Below are 22234 nucleotides of genomic sequence, written 5' to 3' on the forward strand. Positions count from 1 at the left end.
GCCGCGCCGGGGCCGTTCGGGCGGGGGCGGGGTCGCCGAGCCCGGGGTCGGCAGCGAGCAGGACCCGTTCGGCGGGTCGCCGCGCAGGGGCCGTTCGGGCGGGGGCGGGGTCGCCGAGCCTGGCGACGGCAGCGAACAGGACCCCTTCGGCGGGTCGCCGCGCCGCGGCCGGCGGCGACGCCGGAACGAGGACGGCGGCGCCGATGAGCGCGGGCTCGATCCCGACGCCGACCCGGAGTCGGTGGCGCGGACGGTCGCGCTGAACCGGTTGTCGGTCGCGCCACAGACCCGCGCCCAGCTCGACGCCGCGATGGCGCGCAAGGGCGTGCCGGAAGAGGTCCGCGACGGCGTGCTCGACCGCTTCACCGACGTCGGGCTGGTCGACGACGCCGCGTACGCCCGGGCGTGGGTCGAGTCGCGGCACGCCGGTCGCGGCCTGGCCCGCCGCGCCCTCGGCTACGAGCTGCGCAAGCGCGGCGTCGAACCGGCCGTCGCCGACGACGCCGTCGAGACCCTCGATCCCGAGCAGGAAGAGGCGACCGCCCGCGCCCTCGTCGCGGCGCGGTTGCCGAGCACACGCCGCCTCGACCCCGTCGCCCGCACCCGCCGGCTCACCGGCCTGCTGGCCCGCAAGGGCTACCCGCCCGGCCTCGCCTTCCGCGTCGTCCGCGAAGCCCTCGAGGCCGACGGCGTCGACGGCATGGATCTCCCCGACGACTACTTCGCCGACTGACCCTCCACCAGGCACACGAAGCAGGTCCTGGGTCTGAGTCGCGTTCTCGGGGCGAATACGGTCGATCGGCGCGACTCACGCCCAGGACGCGACGCAGACCCAGGACGCGACGGGCGCGGACGGCAGCCCCACCCGACGAGCGCATCGGCGCAGCACAGGGGCACGAACAGCGACGCGGCGCGCGTTCCCGTTGCTTGACCGTGTGTACACCCTTACGTAACCTCAACTCCAAAGGTGGAGAACAACTCCGCGACCGCGGATCGGACATAGAGAACATGGCAATTCTCGACACCACAGCACCGTCGAGGCCGGCGCAGGGCAGGCCGAAACGGCTCGTCGAGGTGTGCGTGCCGCAGCGCTGATGCGGCATGTCGGTGGTTCGAGGCTCACGCCGTCCGCGGTGTGGGTGCGGTCGCGGTGCGGTTCCCGCCATCAGCCGGTCTGCCTGCGCAGACCGCGATATGTGAGGGAGCCCGCCGATGAACACCGGAACGGCAATTCTGCTGGTCGGACTGGTGGTCGTGGCGCTACTGGGTGTAGCGCTGTTCGCCTTGTTCACCCGGCTCCGCGGCGTCGAGGGCACGCGCGCCAACTCCGCTGAGCTGTTCGCACAGATCGAGACCGAGTCGATGCGGCTGCGGTCGGCCGCGCAGAGCGAGGCCGACGAGGTCCGGGCCGCCGCCCGCCGCGAGGCCGAGGAGCTGCGGACGAAGGCCGCCGCCGACGCCGCCGAGGTGAAGGCCCGAGCCGCCGCCGAGGCCGAGAAGGCCCGCGAGCGCGCCGACGAAGCGACCGCCGGCCTGCGCGAGCAGCGCGCCGACCTCGACCGCCGCGAACAGCGGCTGGTCGAGCGCGAGGACCGCGTCACCGCCGACACCCAGTCGCTGGAAGAGCGGCTGCGCGAGGTCGAGGCGCAGGCCGCCGAGCTCGCCGCGCGGACCGAGGAGCTGACCGCCCTCGAGGCCGAGCGCCGCGCCGTCCTCGAGCGGACCGCCCAGCTGACCGCCGAGCAGGCCAAGGCCGAGCTGATCGCCGCCGTCGAGGACGAGGCGAAGCGGGCCGCCGTCGTGCGGGTGCGCGACATCGAGAAGGAGGCCACCGAGAACGGCCAGGCCCGCGCCCGCGAGATCATCACACTGGCCATCCAGCGCCTCGCCTCCGAGCAGACCGCCGAGTCCGTCGTGTCGGTGCTGCACCTGCCGGGCGATGAGATGAAGGGCCGCATCATCGGCCGCGAGGGCCGCAACATCCGCGCGTTCGAGCAGGTCACCGGCGTGAATCTGATCATCGACGACACCCCCGAGGCAGTGCTGCTGTCGTGCTTCGACCCCGTGCGCCGCGAGGTCGCCCGGCTGACGCTGGAAGAGCTGGTGCTCGACGGCCGCATCCACCCGCACCGCATCGAGGAGCAGTACGAGAAGAGCAAGGCCGAGGTCGAGGCGCTGTGCGTGCGCGCCGGTGAGGACGCGCTCGTCGAGGTCGGCGTCACCGACATGCATCCCGACCTCGTCGCGCTGCTCGGCCGGCTGCGCTACCGCACGTCGTACGGGCAGAACGTGCTCAAGCACCTCATCGAGTCCGCGCACCTCGCCGGCATGATGGCCAGCGAGCTGGGCCTCGACGTCAAGCTCACGAAGCGATGCGCGCTGCTGCACGACATCGGCAAGGCGCTCACCCACGAGGTCGACGGCAGCCACGCGCTCATCGGCGCCGAGATCGCCCGCCGCTACGGCGAGAACGACGACGTCGTGCACGCCATCGAGGCGCACCACAACGAGGTCGAGCTGCGCACCGTCGAGGCCGTCCTCACCCAGGCCGCCGACGCCATCTCCGGCGGCCGGCCGGGTGCCCGTCGCGAGTCGCTCGAGGCGTACGTCAAGCGGCTGGAGCGGCTGGAGGAGATCTCGATGAGCCACGAGGGCGTCGAGAAGGTCTTCGCCATGCAGGCCGGCCGCGAGGTGCGGGTCATGGTGCTGCCCGACGTCGTCGACGACATCCAGGCGCAGGTGCTGGCCCGCGACATCGCCAAGCAGGTCGAGGAGGAGCTGACCTACCCCGGCCAGATCCGCATCACCGTCGTCCGCGAGTCCCGCTCGACGGAGTTCGCCCGCTGAGGCGTCAGACGTCGGCGCCGCCGGCCATGCCGGTCGCCGTCGTACCCGGGATCTGCGCCTGGTCGGCCCTGGCGACGCCGCCGGCCGCCTTCTTCGTGCCGCGCTTCTCCAGGTAGACCGCCAGTCGCGACAGGGTGAAGTTGACGGCGATGTAGATGGCCGCGCCCACCACGAAGAACTGGAACCAGTAGCGCTGCCCGAAGAACTGCGTGTTGGTCTGCAGCCGCCGCAGCAGCTCCGCGTAGCCGATGATGAAGCCGAGCGAGGTGTCCTTCAGCAGTACGACCAGCTGGCTGATCAGTGACGGCAGCATCCGGCGGACGGCTTGGGGGAGCAGCACGGTGAACAGCGTCTGCCACCGGCTGAGCCCGATGGCGTAGCTGGCCTCCGACTGGCCCTTCGGCAGCGACACGATGCCGGCGCGCAGGATCTCGGCGAAGATCGCACTGTTGTAGACGGCCAGGCCGAACACGACGCCCCAGAAGATCGGCAGGCCGATGGCGATGACGCCGAAGAACATCAGCAGGACGACGGGCAGGCCGCGGAAGAACTCGATGACGGTGGTCGTCGGCCAGCTCACCCAGCGCGACGCGGACATCCGCAGCACCGCGAGCAGCACGCCGGCCGTCAGCGCGATGACGGCGGCGATGCCGGCCGCCCGCGCCGTCGCGCCGAGACCGGTCACCAGGAGCGACCGCCACACGTCCTCGGCGGTCTGGCCCATGGGCGGGTCGGTGAAGACCTGCCAGCGCTCGGGGTCCCACTGGTCGCGCGAGTCGAGCTGGCGGTAGGCGAGGTACAGCAGGCCCAGCACGAACAGGGCGCCGACGATCGACCAGATGGCCGTACGGCGGCGGGTCCGCGGGCCGGCGACGTCGTACAGGATCGAGCTCATCGGGCGAACGCCACCTTCCGCTCGACATACCCGGCGAGGAGACCCGCGGGAATGGTGATGATGAGGTAGAAGACGCCGATGAACACCAGGACGGGGATGACGTCGGCCGGGTGCGCGTTGGCCAACTGCCGGGCGACGCCGAACAGCTCGGCCACGAAGAACCCGCCCGCGACGGAGCTGTTCTTCGTCAACGCGATGAAGATGTTGATCAACGGCGGAATCACCGTGCGGAACGCCTGCGGCAGGACGATCAGCCGCAGCGTCTGCGGGAACGTCAGCCCGATGGCGCGCGACGCCTCGGCCTGGCCCAGACCGACGCTGTTGATGCCCGACCGCACCGCCTCGCACACGAACGCCGCCGTGTAGACCGACAATGCCACCACCGCGGGGGCGAAGAACCCCGACGGCGTCCAGCCCAGCTGCGGCGCGACGAAGACGAAGAAGATGAAGACCAGCGTCAGCGGCGTGTTCCGGACGATCTCGACGTACGCCGTGCCGAACCAGCGCAGCGTCGGCACCGGCGACACCCGGAAGGAACCGAGGATCGTCCCGAGCACCAGCGCGATGGCGGCGGACAGCAGGGTGAGCGCGAGTGTGGTGGTGAACCCGTCCCAGTAGAGCGGGAGCTCGTCGATCACGGTGTCCATCAGGCAGCCCTTCCCGGCCGGTCGAAGTCAGAACGGATGGACCGCCGCGCAGGGAGAGCGGCGGTCCATCCGATGTGGGCCGTCAGTAGCGGTCGACCTCCGGCGGCTCCGGCGTCTCGAGGACCGCGCCCGCGGTCTCTTCCCACGCCTCGGCCCAGCGGCCGTCCTCGAAGGACTCCTCGAGCACGTCGTTGATCCAGTTGCGGAACTCGGTGTCGCCGTGCGCGAGCCCGATGCCGTACGGCTCTTCGGTGAACGGGTCGCCGACGAGCTTGAACTCGCCCGGGTTCTGGTCGACGAAGCCGGACAGGATGACGTTGTCGGTGGTGACGGCGTCGACCTGGCCGTTGCGCAGCGGCTCGAGGCAGTCGGAGTACGCGCCGGTCGGGAAGAGCTCCGCCTCCGGGTAGTTGGTGCGGATGTTCTCGGCCGGCGTGGAGCCCTCGACGGAGCAGACGCGGCGGCCGGCGAGGTCGTCGGGCCCGTTGATGTCGTTGTTCGACTCGAGCACCATGATCGTCTGGCCGGCGATGAAGTACGGGCCGGCGAAGTCGACCAGCTGCTTGCGCTCGTCGTTGATCGTGTAGGTGGCCACGACGATGTCGACCTGGCCGTCCTGGATGAACGGCTCGCGGTTGGCCGAGACCGTCTCGACCCACTCGATGTTGTCTTCGCTGATGCCCAGCTCGCTCGCGATGATCTTGGCGATCTCGACGTCGAAGCCGACGGGCGTGCCGTCGGGCCCGACCAGGCCGAACAGCGGCTGGTCGAACTTGGTGCCGACGGTGATCGAGCCGGCTTCGGCGAGCCGGGCCATGGTGCTGCCCTCGGGGAAGTCCTCGGCCTCGGCGGTCGGCTCCTCGGCGGCGTCGCCACCGTCGTCGTCGCCACAGGCCGCGAGCACCAGCAGCGCGGACAGCGCGGTGGCCGCCAGTGCGCCGGAACGTCGCATCGATCGGGTACGCATCGTGTTTCTCCTCTGCTTACTTTCGACGTCTCAGTGAGTCAGGATCTTGCTGAGGAAGTCCCGGGCGCGGTCGCTCTGGGCGTTCGTGAAGAACTCCTCCGGGGTCGCTTCTTCCACGATGCTGCCGGCGTCCATGAAGACGACGCGGTTGGCCGCGCGCCGGGCGAACCCCATCTCGTGGGTGACGACGATCATCGTCATGCCGTCGTGGGCGAGGGTGGTCATGACGTCGAGCACCTCGTTGATCATCTCAGGGTCGAGCGCGGAGGTGGGCTCGTCGAAGAGCATGACCTTGGGCTTCATGGCCAGGGCCCGGGCGATGGCCACGCGCTGCTGCTGACCGCCGGACAGCTGGGCCGGCAGCTTCCCGGCCTGGTCCGCGACGCCGACGCGGTCGAGCAGCTCCATCGCCGTCTTCTCCGCCTCGGACTTCTTCACGCCCTTGGCCTTGATGGGGCCGAGTGTGACGTTCTGCAGCACCGTCTTGTGCGCGAACAGGTTGAACGCCTGGAACACCATGCCGACGTCGGCGCGCAGCCGCGCCAGCGCCTTTCCCTCGGCGGGCAACGGCTGGCCGTCGATGGCGATGCTGCCGGAGTCGATGGTCTCGAGGCGGTTGATCGTCCGGCACAGCGTCGACTTCCCCGACCCCGACGGGCCGATGACGACGACGACCTCGCCGCGGGCGACCCTCAGGTTGATGTCGCGCAGGACGTGCAGGGCGCCGAAGTGCTTGTTGACGTCGCGCAGCTCGACCAGCGGCCCGCCGGTCGGTTCGACGCTCATCGGGTGACGCTCCGGCTGCGGTCTCGGCTCATGGACTCACACCACCACCTTCACGACGATCCCGGGACAAGCGTCAACGGTATGGGGGAGACGACCGCCTGTCATGCCCTTTGAGCTGCGGTTGCGGTCACTGGTTGGTAACAAACCGACAACGCCCGCGTCGGGCGGCTCACGGCGTCCGCTGTGTGGTCGTAGTCATGCGCTGTCACATCGCACTGTGCGATCATTCGCCACACACCGGGCGAAATGCCCGCACTCGCGCCGGTGACACGGCGGTTTCATCCCCGGAGGTCCTCGTGGTCACACCGTTACGTACCACCCGCCTCGTCCTCGTCGCCGTCGCGACCGCCGGCCTCGCCACGGCCGGGCTGTCCGCTCAGGCCAGCGACCCGTCTCCGCCCGTCGCGCCCGTGCGCCAGCAGCTCCCGCTGCCGGACGAGCGGGTGGTGCGCGTTCACGTGCCGGGCAGCGAGGCCCTGTACGCGATGGAGGACGCCGGCTACGACTTCACCGGCCAGTACGAGCGGGTCCCCGACGGTGTGGTCGTCGACGCCCTGCTGACGGCCGAGCAGCTGGCCGGGCTGGACGAGTACGGCGCGACGGTGGCGGCGCAGGTCGCGGCCACGACGGCGAGCGCCCCGTCCGCCGCGTCGGCCCCGGCCGCACCGGAGACGGCGGCCGACGCGGACGCCGTCGTCGTCGGGCGGGTCGACTGGTTCACGACGAAGGGCCAGGGCTTCCTGTCCGTCGAGGCGAAGACGGACGCGCTGGACGGCGCCACGCTGACGCTGAGCTGGGACGGCGGCTCGGTGGAGATGCCGCCGTACGTCGACTCCGGCGAGTACCTCTACCACCGGGTCCTGGCCAGGGTCGACGGCCCGCGGCCGGACGAGGTGACCGTCACCAGCTCGCTCGGCGGCAGCGCCACGGCGCCGGTGACGGACTGGCTGTACGAGACCGACGCCGACGTCGACCGGCCCGGCTACGAGTACGGCTTCGTCGACGGGTACCTGAACCCGACCGAGATCTACGAGCGCCTGGACGAGCTGCACGCCGAGCACCCGGACGTCACCGAGATCGTCGAGCTGCCGTATCGGACCAACGGCTACCAGCGCCTCGCCCAGGCCGTGTTCGGGACGGCGAACGCCAGCCGCGTCGCCGTCGACTCACTGGCCTGGGGCCACGAGGGCGGCAACGACATCTCCGTCGAGCTCGCCGACCCCGGCGTCGCGAGCAGCGCGCTGGACGTCACCGTCGACGGCGACGCGATCACCGTCCACCTCGCGACCGACGCCGCCGGCGTCGTCACCAGCACCGCCGCCCAGGTGGTCGCCGCGCTGAACGCCGAGGCCGGCACGCTGATCCGCGCCTACACCTACCGCGGCGACGCCGGCGCGGGCGTCGTCGCACCGGCCCCGCCGACGCTGCTCAGCGACTTCCTGTCCGCGCCGAACTCGGTCGAGCGCGGGCCGTTCCCGCTGCGGGCCCTGCGCATCGGCGAGCACCGCGACGGGTCGAAGCCGGGCGTGCTGATCATCGCCCAGGACCACGCTCGCGAGTGGGTGACGCCGCTGGTCGCGCTGGAGGCGGCCGAGCGGCTGCTGGCCAACCGCGACAACGACCCGGCGACCCGGCGCATCCTGCGCAACGTCGACATCCTCATCGTCCCGTCGAACAACCCCGACGGCGCGCACTACAGCTTCTTCGACCGGGCCGGACAGCGGCGGAACATGACCAATCACTGCCCACTGACGGGGGCAGCCGACGCCAACGCGCGCGGCAACTGGGGCGTCGACCTCAACCGCAACTACCGCGTCGGCTCGGCGATCGACGGCTACGACGGCGCCTCGTTCTCGTGCACCAGCGACACCTACATGGGCCCGGACAAGCTGTCGGAGCCGGAGGCCAAGAACATCGTCTGGCTGGCGGAGACGTTCGACAACCTCAAGTTCTTCATGACGGTCCACAGCTACGGCGGGCAGCTGTTCTGGCAGCCGGGCGCCTACATCGCCGAGGGCCGCATCACGACGCCGCGGCCGCCGCTGCGCGACGAGACGTACTACTGGGAGATGGCCGAGGAGATCCTGTCCAACGTGAAGGGCCTGCGCGACACCGTCGTCCAGCCGGGCAACGTCGGCGGCTCGTCCGACGTGCTGTACTCGTCGGCCGGCAACGTCCGCGAGGACCTCTACTTCACCTACGGCATCTACGCGTTCGGCTGGGAGATCGGCGGGGTGCAGTGGAACCCGGAGACGGGGGAGTGGGACTCCGGCGGCGGCTTCCAGCCGGACTGGCCCGAGGCACACCAGCAGTACCAGGAGTACGCCAGCGGCGTGATCGAGATGTTCGAGATCGCCGCCGACTACGCGGCCGACCAGCAGCCGGCGACGACCCGGCTGGTGCAGGAGCGGCAGCCCGACGGCACGGTGCACGTGACGTTCGAGCCCAGCGAGCCGGCGTCGATCCACTACACGACCGACGGCAGCACACCAACCACGGACTCGCCGGTCTACGAGGCCGCGGCCATGCGCGAGCCCGGCGAGGTCATCGTCGTCGACGAGACGACGACCTTCCGCTGGATCTCCGTCGACGTGAAAGGCCAGCTCGAACCCCCCAAGCGCTTCACCGTGCGCGTGAGGTAGAGCAGAGGCCGCGAGGGGAGGGAGGTCGGGGGTCCGGGGAAGCCGGCAGGGGTAGGCTCGGGCGTCCGAGCGAGGAACGAGCGAGGCGGGCCGGGCCGGCATCCCGCCCATCCCCGCCCCAAGGGGCGGTGCGCTTATCCTGATGGCGATATGAACGCGCGCACGTACGAGGTCCGCACCTACGGGTGCCAGATGAACGTCCACGACTCCGAGCGGCTGGCCGGGCTGCTGGAGGACGCGGGCTACACGCGTGCGGGTGAGGGGGCGACGGCCGACGTCGTCGTGCTCAACACGTGCGCGGTCCGCGAGAACGCCGACAACAAGCTGTACGGCAACCTCGGCCACCTGGCGTCGGTGAAGGCCGGCCACGACGGCATGCAGATCGCCGTCGGCGGCTGCCTGGCGCAGAAGGACCGGTCCGAGATCACGCGCCGGGCGCCGTGGGTCGACGTCGTGTTCGGCACGCACAACGTCGGCTCGCTGCCGGCGCTGCTCGACCGCGCGCGCGTCGAGCAGGAGGCGCAGGTCGAGATCGTCGAGGCGCTCGAGACGTTCCCGTCCGACCTCCCGTCGCGGCGCGAGAGCCCGTACGCCGCCTGGGTCGCCATCAGCGTCGGCTGCAACAACACCTGCACGTTCTGCATCGTGCCGGCGCTGCGGGGGCGCGAGCGCGACCGCCGTCCGGGCGACGTCCTGGCCGAGGTGCAGGCGCTGGTCGCCGAGGGCGTCATCGAGGTCACGCTGCTCGGCCAGAACGTCAACGCCTACGGCGTCGAGTTCGGCGACCGGTACGCGTTCGGCAAGCTGCTGCGCGCCGTCGGCGCCGTCGAGGGGCTCGAGCGGGTCCGGTTCACCAGCCCGCACCCGCGCGACTTCACCGACGACGTCATCGCCGCGATGGCCGAGACGCCCACCGTCATGCCGCAGCTGCACATGCCGCTGCAGTCGGGCTCCGACCGCGTGCTGCGGGCCATGCGTCGGTCCTACCGGCAGGAGCGCTATCTCGGCATCGTCGAGAAGGTGCGCGCCGCCATGCCGCACGCCGCCATCACGACCGACATCATCGTCGGGTTCCCGGGCGAGACCGACGACGACTTCGAGCAGACGCTGCACGTCGTCCGTGAGGCGCGGTTCGCGTCGGCGTTCACGTTCCAGTACTCCAAGCGTCCCGGCACGCCCGCCGCCACCATGGACGACCAGGTGCCGCCCGAGGTGGTGCGCGAGCGCTACCAGCGGCTGGCGTCGCTGGTCGAGGAGGTGGCCTGGGAGGAGTCGCGGGCCTTCGTCGGCCGCGACGTCGAGGTGCTGGTCGCCGAGGGCGAGGGCCGCAAGGACGGCGAGACGCACCGGCTGTCCGGCCGGGCCCGCGACAACCGCCTGGTGCACTTCTCCGTGCCGTCCGGTGCCGAGGCGCCGCGCCCGGGCGACATGGTGACGGTGAACGTCAGCTACGCCGCCCCGCATCACCTGGTGGCCGACGGGCCCACCTACGCGCTGCGCCGCACCCGCGCCGGCGACGCCTACGAGCGGGCCACGACGGCGCCCGCTCCGGCCGCGCCTGGAGTCCTGCTCGGCATGCCGACGGTGGGCGCCCCGGCGCCGCTCCCGGTCGCCGACGCCGCACCCGCCTGCGGACACGCCTGACCCGAGATGATCACGTTCAGCACGAAATCCCGTGCTGTACTACGCCTGTAACCGTGTCGACGCTCGGCTGATCGTGGTGATGCTCATGGGCAACCGCTTTCCGCCCGTCCAGGCGGCCATCATGAGGATCACCCGAGCGTCATGAGGCTTGTAATCGTGGTGCGACACGGGATTTCGTGCTGAACGTGATCATCTCGGGCGCGGGTGGGCGGGAGGGGATGTCGGCCGGCGACGGGACGCTGCGGATCGTCCCGCCGCCGGCCGAGCCGGTTACGGCGCCTCGTCGACCAGCAGGGCGAGGATCCGCCAGTAGTTGCCGGTCGGGCTGGACAGCCGCAGGTCGACCGTGCGGCCCGCCGCCCCGCCGTCGAGCGTGAACTGCTCCCAGGCGTACGACCCGGTCGGCAGCGTCGCCCGCGCCGGCACCACCACGGCGCCGTCGGCCTCCACGACGAACCCCGACGTCGAGAAGTCCGGGTCACCGGTCAGCAGCGACACCGTGTGCGGCCCCGGCGGCAGCGTCACCCGCAGGACGCCCGGACCCCGGTTGTCCAGCACGAAGTCGCGCCGCAGCGCGTCCGGATGGCCGCGGTCGCGCTGCAGCGGCGCGTCCGTCACCCAGCCGTACCCGCGAGCGGCATCCCACGCGTGCGACGGCGCGAGCCGGGCGTACGACTCCAGCACCGGGCTGGTGTCGGAGCCGCCGTCGAGGGCCAGCACGAGGTCGTCGCCGTGCGGGACGGCGTACGTGCGGGCCGCCGGCGCGCCGCCGACCACCACGCCGGGCACCTGCACCGACGCGGTCAGCGTCGCCTCGGCGAGCGGTCCGGCGACGACGCCGCCGGCCGGCGCGGTGACCGGCACCTCCAGCATCGCCGTCGCACCGGGCGCGACCGTCGCCGTCGCCGAACCGGCCGTCCAGCCGGCCGGGACGGTCACCGTCGCGGTGACCTCCGCGGCGGCGGCCGAACGGTGGTTCGTCACCGTCACCGACGCCGCAGACGTCCGCCCGCTGAACAGCGGCGCCGCCACGGTCACGCCGTCCGCCGACACCGCCGGCCGGACCACCACCGGCGCCGAGAGCGGGACGGTGACCCGCTCGCGGCCGACGTGGGCGTAGCCGGCCGACCCGGTCAGCGTCACCTCGCCGGGCGCCGCGCCGGCCGGCACGGTGACGTCCCACGCGCCGGTCAGCGTCGATCCTGGGTCCAGCGACGTCGCCGACGTCGGCCCGGCGGCGACCGCCCGCCAGCCGTCCGGTACGGCCAGCTCGACCGCCGGTGCCCGCACGGCCTCCGCGCCGTCGTTGGTCAGCGTCGCCGTCACGCGGACGGTCTCGCCGGCGGTGACCTCTCCGCCGTCGGCCGCCAGCGCCGCACTGACCCCGTCGACGCTGCCGATGACGCCCTCGAGCGCGGCCGCCGCCTCGTCCAGCGGCGCGAGGAGCGCCGCCGCGACGTCCGCCGGCAGGCCCGCGTCGCCGACCCACTGCCGCGCCTGGTGGGTGAAGATCAGCGCGCGGTCGAGGCGCCGGGCGAAGTCGGGGTCGTCCGTCGCGGTGTCCATGGCGGCGGACAGCTCGCCGTCGATCCGTCCGGCCGCACTCGTCAGGTAGTCGCGCTGCGGCTGCGTCAGCGCCTCCGCGTGCTCCTCCGCCGCGGCCGACAGGTCCCGGACGGCCGCCCGCGCCGCGCGGACCCCGTCGAGCAGCGTGTGCCCGAAGTGGAACGCGTCGAGGTTGAACAGGTAGTCGTCGCCCTCGGCGTTCGTGAACACCAGGAACAGCTCGTGGCTGCCGCCCGGGTCCTCGACCGGGATGCTGACCTCCTCGAAGGCGTACGAGCCGCCGGTGGGCTCCAGCCGCCCGCTGCCGACCACCGGGCCGTCGACGGCGTCCAGCCGCACCGTCACCGTCCCGCCGGTCCCGGACGAGGCGTACCGGAACCTCAGGTGGTCGACGCCGCGCAGGTTGACCGGCTCGTAGGAGAGGTAGTCGCCGTGGCCGATCTGCCCGACCATGCGGTTGCCGGTGCCCTCCTGCGTGTCGTAGAGGACGACGTCGCTGGCCGACGTCCAGTGCTCGGCCTGCTTGTGCCGTGGCTGCAGGATGGCCGAGTCGCCGCCGGCCAGCGGGGAGACGCCGTCGCCGCCGCGGTCGGTGTACGTCGAGTCGACGATGTAGAAGATGTTGTCGGCCTCGTCGTGACCGTCGTCGACGATCGTCTGGATCTCGCCGGTGCAGCCGGTGTACCGCTCCAGCGGGTGACCGTGCTGGTCGTGCCCCAGCGCCGGCTGGGTGACGACGTCCGCGCAGTCCACGCCGGCGCCGCTCACGCCGTCCTCGGCGTCGTCGACCCGTACCTCGAACGGCACCGGCTCGCCGAAGTCGAAGACCTGCCCGTCCAGCGGCTCGACCAGCTCGACCTCGGGCCGGGTGTTGCCGACGCTGACCGGCACGTTCGCGACGCCGGTCCGGCCGGTCGGGTCGGTGACGACCAGCTGCGCGGTGTAGTCGCCGTTCACCGTGTACGTGTACGACGGGTTCGCCTCGGTCGAGTCGATGGTGCCGTCGGAGTCGAAGTCCCACGCGTACGTGATCTCGTGCTCGTCCGGGTCGCCGGAGCCCTCGCTGGAGAACGTGACCGTCAGCGGCGGCTGCCCGGACGTCGGGTCCGCGGTCGCGCGGGCGATCGGCGACCGCTCGCCCGGCCGGGCGTAGTTGATCTTGTAGATGCCCGAGTCCGTGTTCGGGTCGCCGCGCCCGGAGCCGCCGTAGTTCGAGCCCCACTCGATGACGTACAGCGAGCCGTCCGGCCCGAACTGCAGGTCGATCGGGCGGAGGAACTCCACGCCGGGCAGGAACCGGTTGATGATGGCCGGCCGGCCGTCCTCGTCGAGCTGGACCTCGAAGATCGCGTTGCGGGTCCACTCGGCGATGAAGACGGTGTCGTCGTAGTACTCGGGGAACTTCGCCTCCGACGGGTTGGCCCCGTCGAAGTGGTAGGTCGGGCCGCCGATGGCCAGCCGCCCGCCGCTACCCAGCTCCGGGTACTCCGGCGTGACCTCGTACTGGTACGGCAGCCAGGCCGGCTGGGCCGGCGGCAGCTGCGTGAGGCCGGTGTTGTTCGGCGAGTCGTTGACCGGGCCGCCGGCACAGTCGTACAACGGACCGGACTCGCCGGTGGCGAAGTCGTGGTCGTTGTACGCCTGGTTCGCGCCGATGCAGTGCGGCCAGCCGAAGTTGCCGGCCGCGCGGGCCTGGTTCCACTCGTCGTAGCCGCGGCTGCCGCGGGTCGCGCTGTCGACGCGGGCGTCCGGGCCGACGTCGCCCCAGTACAGCCAGCCGGTCTCGTGGTCGACGTGGATGCGGTACGGGTTGCGCAGGCCCATGACGTAGATCTCCGGCCGGGTGCCCTCGGTGCCCGGCGGGAAGAGGTTGCCCTCGGGGATCGTGTAGGTGCCGTCGTCCTCCGGGTGGATGCGCAGGATCTTGCCGCGCAGGTCGTTGGTGTTCGCCGACGACCGCTGCGCGTCGTTGTACTCGAACCCGGGCCGCTCGTCGGTGGCGCCGTAGCCGCCGCAGCACGGCGAGGAGTTGTCGCCGGTCGCGACGTAGAGGTTGCCGGCCGCGTCGAAGTCCATGCCGCCGCCCTCGTGCGCGTTGACCTCCCGCTGCGACGGCAGCTCGAAGATCGTCACCCGGGAGCCCAGGTCGATGGTGCCGGTGGCCTCGTCGTAGGTGAACCGGGCGACGACCGTGTTCTCCTCGTCCAGCGGCGAGTAGTACAGGTACAGCCAGTGGTTCGTGGCGAAGTCGGGGTCCAGCACGATGCCGTGCATGCCGTGGGTGTGCTCGACCAGCACGTCGAACCGGGCCGCGAGCTCCGTCCGCGCCGTCGCGGGGTCGTAGACCTTCACGTCGCCGCCGCGCTGCACGTAGAAGACCCGGCCGGTGTCGTCGATGTCCATCGCCAGCGGGTCGTCGGTGTTGCCGTCGAGCTGGATCTTCTCGAAGTTCCTCTCGGAAGTCGCCGAGCAATCTCCCTCGATGACGCCCGCGGCCCACTGGATGCCGCCCAGCAGGTGCTGGACGAACAGCGGCTCGTCGGTGAACGCCGAGGAGGCGTGGCCCATCCCGGTGTACCAGGAGCGGCCGCCGTCGAAGTTCTGGCACCAGCTGATCGGGTGGTCCGCGCCCATCCGGTGGCCGGTGTAGGACTTCGAGTCGAAGCTGGCCAGCACGTGCACGTCGCCGCGCGGGTTCGTGACGAAGTCGTACGGTTCCTCGGTGCGGGTCCACTCCTGCGGCAGGTGGCTCGTCGACGGGTGGACGCGGTCGTCGACCTCGACCTCGAGCTCCTGGATCGGCGGGTGGCTGAGGAAGAACGCGCCGACCAGCTCGCCGTACCACTCCCAGTCCCGCTCGGTGCCCGACGCCGAGTGGATGCCGACGTACCCGCCGCCGGCCTGGATGTAGCGCTGGAACGCCGCGCGCTGGTCGGCGTTCAGCAGCGCGCCGGCCTGCGGCGTGGAGTTGGTGTTGTTGAAGATCACCACCTCGTACTGCGCCAGCGTCTCGTCGGTGAAGTTCGCGGGGTCGTCGGAGATCGTGACGTCGAACCCGTGCTCCTCGCCCAGCTGCTCGATGACCGCCTGACCAGCGGGGATGGAGTCGTGATAGAAGTTCGTGACGCGCGAGAAGACCAGCGCGTCGAAGCTCTCGGCCGTCGGCTCCGCGGCAGTGCTCGCGAGGCCGCCGCCGGTGAGCGCCGTGGCCGCCAGGGCGGCGGCGATCCCGAATCGCAGCATGGGGCCGCCTCCGTCAGAACCGCAGGTCGCGGAGGTGCCGGAAGCTGTTGCGGGCGGTGCTCAGCTCGTCGGCGGGGTTGTCGTGCTCGACGAGGAACTGACGGACGCCGCCGCGGTGGGCGTGCTCGAACATCGCCGCGAAGTCGAGGGTTCCGGAGCCGACGTCGGCGAACCCGCCGTCCGGCGCCATGTCCTTGACGTGCAGCGCGGGGAAGCGCGCCGGGTAGCGGACGAAGTAGTCGCCGGCGTCGTAGCCGCCGCGGGCCGCCCAGTAGACGTCCAGCTCGAAGCCGACGAGGTCCGGGTCGGTCTCCTCCAGCAGGACGTCGTAGAGCACGCGGCCGCCGTCGGTGCGGAACTCGGCGTCGTGGTTGTGGTGCAGCACCTTCAGCCCGTACGTCGCGGCGACGGCGCCGGCCCGGTTGAACTCCGCGGCGGCGCGGCGGATGCCGTCGAGCGTGTAGAGCGAGCCCGGCAGGCTGGACGTGACGACCCAGTGGCCGCCGAGCGTCAGGACGTCCTCGCAGGCGCCCTCCAGGTTGTCCGTCAGGCGGTTGTAACCGACGTGCTCGAGGACGGCGCTCACGCCGGCGTCGTCGAGCATGGCGCGGATCGCGGCGGCGCTGTGCCCGTGCCGGCCGCTGACGCCGACGGTGGCGTAGCCGATGTCGGCGAGTGCCCGGATGGTGCCGGCGAAGTCGACGGCCAGCGAGCGGCGCATCGTGTACAGGTGCATGCCGATGGCGGGGCGGGGGATCAGCCGGTTGCCGGTGCCGGCCGCGGCGGGGAGGACACCAGCGGTCGTGGTCGCTCCCGCGGCGAGGGCGGTGGCGGCGGTCGCGGCGGTGGCACGCAGGAACGTGCGGCGGTCGAGCGAGCGTGGGGACATCGGTGTGCTCCACCTTTCGTTGTTCGACGGTGAACTTCTCGCGGTGGTAAGCGCTTTCCGTGTGAACCGAAGGCTAACGGCGGGGCACGGCCGGAGTCAACGCCTGGAGCGGATCCGGTGATATCCGTGCGTTCCGGCCGTGCAGAGAACGGCGGCGGCGAGTCCGGCGAGCGGGGCGCCCGGCACGCCGGCGATCGTCAGAGCGACCCCCAGGGCGGCGGCCGGCAGCCACATCGCGGCGCTGACGGGGCGCGGCGGCCGCCGCTGCCGCCGTCGCGTCCGGGCCTCCCAGCCGAGCGGGACGACCAGCGGCGGCAGTACGGCGGCGAGCACGGTCAGCCAGGGGAGCAGGGCGTTCTCGAACCCGGTGGTCGCGACGGACAGTCCGGCGACGCCGATGACGGCCGCGGCCGCCCGTTCCGGCAGCCCGGTCACCGACCGCAGCGCCAGCCCGCCGGAGTGGAACGACGTCAGGCACGGCGCCGCGACCGCCACCACCACCAGCACGGTGCCCAGGGCGGACGTGCGCAGGTGCGCGACGAGGTCGGCGGAGTCGCCGCGCAGCGCGATCATGGTCCCCGCGGTGGCCGCGACCAGCGTCGGCAGCACCAGGAACGCCGCGCACACCCACAGGTCGGCGCGGCCGCGCAGCCCGGCGGTGAAGTCCGGCGCGCGCAGCCCGAACACCGCGACGTAGCCGACGAACACGGCGACGTCGGTGAGCAGCGCGGACGGGCCGCCGGTGCCCGCGGCCAGCGGCGGCTCGCCGCGCGCCCCGGCGCCGTGCGTCGCGATGACGACGATCAGCGCGAGCGCGGCCGCCGTCGTCACCAGGGCCAGCGCGTTCCACCGGTGCTGCCCGGCCGCCGCGATCGCCAGCAGCGGCAGCCCCAGCACGACGACCCCGGCCCACTTCGGGATCCCGAGCAGGGATCCCAGCGCCGCGCCGCCCAGGCCCGCGTTGAAGCCCAGCCAGCCGGCCATCGCCAGCGCCATCAGCGCGCCGACCACCGTCCGGTCGCCGCGCGGCAGGTACGCCTCGAGCAGCTCGGTCAGCGGCCGGCCCTCGCCGTGCGGCGGCCGCAGCCCGAGCCGTCCCGGCACCAGCAGCAGCACCGTCATCGCGACGCCGCCCAGGAGCAGGGCGCCGACCGGCACGGGGCCGTCGTGCCGGTCGGCGAGTCCTGCTCCCAGCACCAGCGCCGCCGGGCCGGTGCCGATGGCCAGCCACGCGCCGGCGGTGTTCCACCAGCGGCGTTCGGCCGTCATCCGTGGTGGCCGCTGGCTCCCAGCAGCACCCGGATCTCGCGGGCCAGCTTCTCGAACGTCGGGCTGGACATGGTGGCGCCGTAGTCGCGGACCGCGGGCAGGTCGACGTCGTAGACCCGCTCGATGCGGCCCGGCCGCGGCGTCATGACGACCACCCGCTGGCCGAGGTAGACCGCCTCCGCGATGGAGTGGGTCACCAGCACGACGGTCGTGCCGGTCTCGCGCCAGATACGGTGCAGCTCGACGTTCATGTGCTCGCGGGTGAGCGCGTCCAGCGCGCCGAACGGCTCGTCCATGAGCAGGACCGGCGGCTCGTGCAGCAGCGCCCGGCACAGCGCGACGCGTTGCTGCATGCCGCCGGACAGCTCGTGCGGCAGTGCGTTCTCGAACCCCGTCAGCCCGGTCAGCTCGATCAGCTGGTCGGCGCGGGCGGCCGCCTTCCGCTTGTCCATGGCGCGCATCTCGGCCTGCAGCAGGATGTTCGCCCGGACGCCGCGCCATTCCAGCAGCGCGGCCCGCTGGAAGGCGAAGCCGATCTCGCGCTGCGGCCCGGTGACCGTCCGGCCGAGCAGGCGGACCTCTCCACTGCTCGGCGGGACGAGCCCGGCGACGATCTTCAGCAGGGTCGACTTGCCGCAGCCCGACGGCCCGACGATGCTGACGAACTCACCCGCCCGGACCGACAGCGAGACGCCGGTGAGTGCTGTCGTCCGCTTCCGCCTGCTGGTGAAGGTGCAGGTGAGGTCGGTGATGTCGATGGTCGTGCCGTCGTTCTGCCGCTGGGTGGCGGCCGCCGGCTGTGTCGTCATGGTCTCCGTCATCTCCGTGCTCACCCGGCCTCGCTGAACGACGACTCCCAGTAGGTCCCGGGATCGCCCGGGTCCGACAGCGAGCCGGCCTCGGCCAGCAGGTCGATGGTCTCCTGCCACTGCTCCTCGGTGTTGACGCCGGGCGTCCCGGCCTCGTCCAGGCCGAGCAGGCCGATGCTCTGCTCCAGCTGGGCGCGCAGCACCTCGGCCGGCGGGGTCTCGTCGGCGCCCTCCTCCATCGCGGCCGCGGCGCCGTCGGGGTCCTCGGCGGCGGCCTCCCACGACCGCGCCGTCGCCCGGACGAACGCCTCGACCAGCTCGGGGTCCTCGTCGATCGTCTTCTGGTGCGCGACGATGCCGGTTCCCAGCAGGTTCATGCCCCAGTCGGTGAACAGCAGCGCGTCGACGTCCTGGCCGCTGAGGTCCTCGATGGTCGGGCCCTGGTCGTGGAAGAAGCCCATGATCGCGTCGGCGCGGCCCTCGACCAGCGCCGCGACCTTGCCGGCCGGGTCGACGTTGACGATCTCGACGTCGTCGGGGTTGACGCCGTTGAGCTCCAGCCACGCCGGGAACGTCGCGTACATCGCGTCGCCCGGCGTGCCGGCGACGACCTTGCCGACGAGGTCGGCGGGCTCGCTGATGCCCTGGTCGGTGAAGAACTCCACCGAGGCCGGGCCGGTCTGCAGGAAGACGCCGAGGCTCTTGATCGGCATGCCCTCGGTGATGCCGTTGAGCAGCGGCGGCGTGTCGGCCCAGCCGAAGTCGGTCTGCGACTGCGCGACCTGCTGCACCGTCGTGCCGGACCCGCTGCCCGGACGGATCTCCAGGTCGATGCCCTCCTCCTCGTAGATGCCCTCGGCGACGCCGTAGTAGAACGGCGCGTGCTCGCCGTAGGGGACCCAGTTCAGCGTCAGGGTCACCTCGGTCAGTTCGCCGCCGCCGCCGTCGCCGTCGCTCGCGGCGGTCGTGTCGTCGCCGCCGCAGGCGGACAGGGCGAGGAGTGCCACGGCGGAGGTGGCCAGCAGGCTTCGTCGCATGATCGGCCCTTTCATGACGTGGTTCTTCATGACGTGGTGAGCGGGACGCCCTGCCGCCGGCTGGCGTGCCAGGGGATGAGCAGTGCCTCGGCCGCCTCGACGAGGATGAACAGGACGACGCCGAGGGCGGACATCAGGATCAGGTCGGCGAACAGCAGCGACGAGTTCAGGTTGCCGCTGGCCAGCAGCAGCACGTAGCCGAGCCCTTCGTCGGCGCCCACGAACTCGCCGACCACCGCGCCGACGACCGCCAGCGTCACGGCGACCTTCAGGCCCGCGAGCAGGTGCGGCAGCGCGTTCGGGAACCTGATCTTGCGGAACGTCTTCCAGCGGCTCGCGCCCATCGTCGCCGAGAGGTCCAGCAGCTCCGGATCGGTCGACCGCAGGCCCGCGACCCCGGAGACCACCACGGGGAAGAACGCGATCAGGACGGCCAGGATCACCTTCGGCATCGGCCCGAACCCGAACCAGACGACCAGGATCGGCGCGATCGCGATCTTCGGGATGACCTGTGCGAACAGGATCAGCGGGTACAGCGCCTTCTCCAGCGTCGGCGAGTACACGATGAGGACGGCGGCCAGCATCCCGATCACCGCGGCGAGCAGGAAGCCCACCACCGTCTCGTACGTCGTCACCCAGGTGTGGCGGGCCAGCATCTCCCGCTCGGTGACGAGCTCGTTCGCGACGTCGCCGGGCGTGGGGACCAGGTAGGCGGGGAAGACCTCGGCCGCCGTGATCGCCCACCAGCCCAGGCCCAGCAGGACCAGCAGCAGGGCGGGCCGCCAGGCGGCGGACAGCAGGCGTCCGGCGCGCTGGGCGAGCCTGCTCTTCGGCAGGTCCGCGTCGTCGGGCGTGGTGGCGGCGGGTTCCGGGGGTTCGGCCGCGGGCCGCGCGGCCGGGGAGATCACCTCAGGCATCGAAATACTCGTCCTCGTCGTCGGCGGCGGGGATGGCGACGACCAGCGCGCGGAGCTCGCCGATCGCCCGGTGCCGGGTGCCCGGCGGGATCAGGAACGCGCTCAGCGGACCGGCCGGGTGCGCGACGCCGTCCAGCTCGACCTGGACCTCGCCCTCGAGGACCACGTAGATCTCGGTGGCCTTCCGGTGGTAGTGGCTGGTCGCGGCGTCGACGTCGAGCAGATGGACGCTCGCCGTCCCCGGCTCCACGTCGACGAACGCCCGGCGGGTCTGCCCGCAGGAACACGCGCGCGGCTCGATCGCGTCGAGCCTGGCTGTGGCGGGTGCGGTCGAGGGTGCGGCCATTCGCGCCTCCGTTGCGGAAGTACGTTGATGGAAAACGCTTTCCTGTGTCGGCCGACGTTACCGGTGTGTTGCCGAGGTGGTCAAGAGTCCGGTCCCTTCGGATCGCCGCGGAGGCGCAAGGGCAGGGTGCACTGTCGGCCGGCCGGTGAGGGTCTGTTGCGCTTGCGTTCGCCCGTGCCGCCCGACGGGAGATCTTGCGGTTGGCGCGCGGACGGGTCACGCGGCCCGCGCCTTGGCAAGGCTGGTTGTCGTCACCGCGTCCGATATGTCCGTTCGTGCGCGATGGTGAGGCTTGCCAAGGCGGCCGGCCACCGTAACGCCGCGGGAAGCCCGATCGTCTCCATCGTCACTCGTCCGGGGCGGCGTGAGCCGCCCGAGGGCGGTCATGGTCGCAGCGGTGTTGACGCTGATGCCAACTGTTGACGCGGGTGTCAACACGGTCGGGCGGTCAGGTCTTCACGAACGACGACGCCATCACCGCCGAGGTCGATGGCGGTTGTCAGCCGCCGCGTTCGATACCGACGTCGGCGCCATGGCGGTGACGACGAACGCCGCGGCAACGCCGTCACGGCCGGTCGGCTCGTCGGCGACGTCACTGTGACGACCTGACCCGGACCCTTCGGATGATCATCGAGACAGCACGGACGAGCCACCGCGGATGTCCCGATCGGCGGTCTGCGTGAGCTTGGCTCGCCGAACGTGACCATCCGTGCCGGATAGGCCCGATTCGTGGAGCGCTTCGGCGTGCCAAGGCAGCGGCCACCGACATCCTGACGACCACGCTCCGGCGCGATCGTCGCGCTCTCGTCCGCACGCCCGATGTCGCCCACGCCGTCAATCTCGATGGCGGCTAACACCGGCTCGCGGCGGGAGGTGGCGGGAGCTCCGACGGGTCAGCCGGCCGGCGGTCGCGGCGGCGGCGGCGTTCCGGGCGGTACCCCGACCAGCCGCACGGGGGAGCGTTCCCGGGCCGGCGGCGTCGGAGGTGGTGGGGGCGGGGGAGGAGGCGGAGACTCCGCGGCGTTCACAGCCGCCTCGGGTTGTGCCCGCTCCGCCGGCGGGAGGGGCCGGCTCGCGGGCGCCGGCCGGGTGCGCCGTCCACGGACCGCCTCGCGCAACCGGCCGCCCCAGGACGAACCCGGTGTGCCGGCATCGGCGACGGCGGGCTCGCTCGCCGTACCCGGCTTCTCGCGGCCCGGCGGCGGGGACTGCTCGTCGCCCGTGGTCGTCGTCGCCGGCTCGTCCGCCGGATCGGCGACGCCGGCCTCCGGCGCAGACCCGTTGCGCTGCTCGCGTCGGGCGTCCGTGCTCGCCTCGGGCTGCTCGTCCAGCCGCTCCAGCCGGATGACCGTCAGCCGCCGCAACGCGTCGCGGCGGGCCCAGGGCACGACCTCCTGGGCATCGTGCCGTGGGCCGTCGTCGCCGGGCGGAGGGGCGGACGGCGAGCGCCAGCGCTCCGCCGCGGGCCGCTGGTCGCCGAGTTGCTCCAGCCGCGACGTCGTGAGGCGGCGCAGGGCGTCGCGAGCGCGCACCCAGGCCGGCCCGCTCTGCGCCTCCCGCGCCTCGGCGGGTTCGCCGGACGTCGTCTCAGGACGCTGCTCGTCGAGCTGCTCGAGCCGCGTCGCGGTGAGCCGGCGCAGCGCGTCGGCGGCGGCTTCGACCGGCGACGGGTCCGGCGCGGGCGGCTCGGCGGGCTTCTCGTCGACCGGCTCGGGCCGGGCGCTCCGCGC

15 protein-coding genes and 1 pseudogene are annotated in these 22234 nt (G+C 72.1%); 4 read left to right on the forward strand and 12 right to left on the reverse strand.

Annotated elements, in window-relative coordinates:
• A partial coding sequence (locus DY240_RS08195; protein WP_199701074.1) for a regulatory protein RecX occupies positions 1–733 on the forward strand: 733 nt, incomplete at its 5' end.
• Positions 734–1212: 479 nt separating this feature from the next.
• Positions 1213–2847, forward strand: a complete 1635-nt coding sequence (gene rny, locus DY240_RS08200; protein WP_119659451.1) for a ribonuclease Y — start codon at positions 1213–1215, stop codon at positions 2845–2847.
• Positions 2848–2851: 4 nt separating this feature from the next.
• Here the strand turns inward: rny and DY240_RS08205 are convergent, their stop codons facing one another.
• From DY240_RS08205 to DY240_RS08220, 4 genes are all read right to left on the reverse strand, one after another.
• Positions 2852–3742, reverse strand: a complete 891-nt coding sequence (locus DY240_RS08205; RefSeq protein ID WP_119659452.1) for an amino acid ABC transporter permease — start codon at positions 3740–3742, stop codon at positions 2852–2854.
• Positions 3739–4389: an amino acid ABC transporter permease gene (locus DY240_RS08210; protein WP_119659453.1), complete on the reverse strand. Its 651-nt coding sequence runs from the start codon at positions 4387–4389 to the stop codon at positions 3739–3741. The genes DY240_RS08205 and DY240_RS08210 overlap by 4 nt, the downstream gene beginning before the upstream one ends.
• A gap of 82 nt (positions 4390–4471) precedes the next feature.
• A complete protein-coding gene (locus tag DY240_RS08215; RefSeq protein WP_199701076.1) occupies positions 4472–5356 on the reverse strand; it encodes a glutamate ABC transporter substrate-binding protein in 885 nt (294 codons plus the stop codon).
• Between the two features lie 30 nt (positions 5357–5386).
• The gene (locus DY240_RS08220) at positions 5387–6142 is read right to left on the reverse strand and encodes an amino acid ABC transporter ATP-binding protein (protein WP_119659455.1); all 756 of its coding nucleotides are present in this window, start codon (positions 6140–6142) and stop codon (positions 5387–5389) included.
• 296 nt (positions 6143–6438) lie between these two features.
• On the opposite strand from DY240_RS08220, the gene DY240_RS08225 reads away from it, so the two are divergent.
• Together DY240_RS08225 and miaB are read left to right on the forward strand one after the other, a co-directional pair.
• On the forward strand, positions 6439–8784 hold the full coding sequence (locus tag DY240_RS08225; protein WP_119659456.1) for a M14 family zinc carboxypeptidase: 2346 nt from the start codon (positions 6439–6441) through the stop codon (positions 8782–8784).
• Between the two features lie 150 nt (positions 8785–8934).
• Complete coding sequence (miaB, locus tag DY240_RS08230; protein WP_119659457.1) at positions 8935–10428, forward strand: tRNA (N6-isopentenyl adenosine(37)-C2)-methylthiotransferase MiaB; 1494 nt, start codon at positions 8935–8937, stop codon at positions 10426–10428.
• 270 nt (positions 10429–10698) lie between these two features.
• On the opposite strand, the gene DY240_RS08235 is transcribed toward miaB, so the two are convergent.
• The 8 genes and pseudogenes from DY240_RS08235 to DY240_RS31750 form a co-directional block, all read right to left on the reverse strand.
• Complete coding sequence (locus tag DY240_RS08235) at positions 10699–15237, reverse strand: ThuA domain-containing protein (RefSeq protein WP_119659458.1); 4539 nt, start codon at positions 15235–15237, stop codon at positions 10699–10701.
• 13 nt (positions 15238–15250) lie between these two features.
• Complete coding sequence (locus DY240_RS08240; protein ID WP_119659459.1) at positions 15251–16126, reverse strand: sugar phosphate isomerase/epimerase family protein; 876 nt, start codon at positions 16124–16126, stop codon at positions 15251–15253.
• A gap of 96 nt (positions 16127–16222) precedes the next feature.
• Positions 16223–17395, reverse strand: coding sequence for a hypothetical protein (locus DY240_RS08245; protein ID WP_119659460.1), 1173 nt, complete (start codon positions 17393–17395; stop codon positions 16223–16225).
• On the reverse strand, positions 17392–18204 hold the full coding sequence (locus tag DY240_RS08250; protein WP_119659464.1) for an ABC transporter ATP-binding protein: 813 nt from the start codon (positions 18202–18204) through the stop codon (positions 17392–17394). Before DY240_RS08250 ends, DY240_RS08245 begins: the two co-directional genes overlap by 4 nt.
• Before the next feature lie 20 nt (positions 18205–18224).
• Positions 18225–19241 (reverse strand): ABC transporter substrate-binding protein, encoded by a 1017-nt coding sequence (locus DY240_RS08255; RefSeq protein WP_119659465.1) that lies wholly within the window; start codon positions 19239–19241, stop codon positions 18225–18227.
• Positions 19242–19267: 26 nt separating this feature from the next.
• Complete coding sequence (locus DY240_RS08260; protein WP_119659461.1) at positions 19268–20158, reverse strand: ABC transporter permease; 891 nt, start codon at positions 20156–20158, stop codon at positions 19268–19270.
• Positions 20151–20504: a cupin domain-containing protein gene (locus DY240_RS08265; protein WP_119659462.1), complete on the reverse strand. Its 354-nt coding sequence runs from the start codon at positions 20502–20504 to the stop codon at positions 20151–20153. Before DY240_RS08265 ends, DY240_RS08260 begins: the two co-directional genes overlap by 8 nt.
• An 893-nt stretch (positions 20505–21397) precedes the next feature.
• Positions 21398–22234 (reverse strand): annotated as a pseudogene (locus tag DY240_RS31750) (hypothetical protein); the annotation flags it as partial.

It is taken from the genome of Jiangella rhizosphaerae (assembly GCF_003579925.1).
GTDB lineage: Bacteria > Actinomycetota > Actinomycetes > Jiangellales > Jiangellaceae > Jiangella > Jiangella rhizosphaerae.

What these genes read in the sequence shown, in the direction of transcription:
- DY240_RS08255 (WP_119659465.1), bottom strand. Translation starts at nt 19,241, where the DNA reads ATGCGACGAAGCCTGCTGGCCACCTCCGCCGTGGCACTCCTCGCCCTG.
- miaB (WP_119659457.1), top strand. Translation starts at nt 8,935, where the DNA reads ATGAACGCGCGCACGTACGAGGTCCGCACCTACGGGTGCCAGATGAAC.
- DY240_RS08210 (WP_119659453.1), bottom strand. Translation starts at nt 4,389, where the DNA reads ATGGACACCGTGATCGACGAGCTCCCGCTCTACTGGGACGGGTTCACC.
- DY240_RS08250 (WP_119659464.1), bottom strand. Translation starts at nt 18,204, where the DNA reads ATGACGACACAGCCGGCGGCCGCCACCCAGCGGCAGAACGACGGCACG.
- DY240_RS08235 (WP_119659458.1), bottom strand. Translation starts at nt 15,237, where the DNA reads ATGCTGCGATTCGGGATCGCCGCCGCCCTGGCGGCCACGGCGCTCACC.
- DY240_RS08220 (WP_119659455.1), bottom strand. Translation starts at nt 6,142, where the DNA reads ATGAGCGTCGAACCGACCGGCGGGCCGCTGGTCGAGCTGCGCGACGTC.
- DY240_RS08260 (WP_119659461.1), bottom strand. Translation starts at nt 20,158, where the DNA reads ATGCCTGAGGTGATCTCCCCGGCCGCGCGGCCCGCGGCCGAACCCCCG.
- DY240_RS08215 (WP_199701076.1), bottom strand. Translation starts at nt 5,356, where the DNA reads ATGCGTACCCGATCGATGCGACGTTCCGGCGCACTGGCGGCCACCGCG.
- DY240_RS08265 (WP_119659462.1), bottom strand. Translation starts at nt 20,504, where the DNA reads ATGGCCGCACCCTCGACCGCACCCGCCACAGCCAGGCTCGACGCGATC.
- DY240_RS08205 (WP_119659452.1), bottom strand. Translation starts at nt 3,742, where the DNA reads ATGAGCTCGATCCTGTACGACGTCGCCGGCCCGCGGACCCGCCGCCGT.
- rny (WP_119659451.1), top strand. Translation starts at nt 1,213, where the DNA reads ATGAACACCGGAACGGCAATTCTGCTGGTCGGACTGGTGGTCGTGGCG.
- DY240_RS08240 (WP_119659459.1), bottom strand. Translation starts at nt 16,126, where the DNA reads ATGTCCCCACGCTCGCTCGACCGCCGCACGTTCCTGCGTGCCACCGCC.
- DY240_RS08245 (WP_119659460.1), bottom strand. Translation starts at nt 17,395, where the DNA reads ATGACGGCCGAACGCCGCTGGTGGAACACCGCCGGCGCGTGGCTGGCC.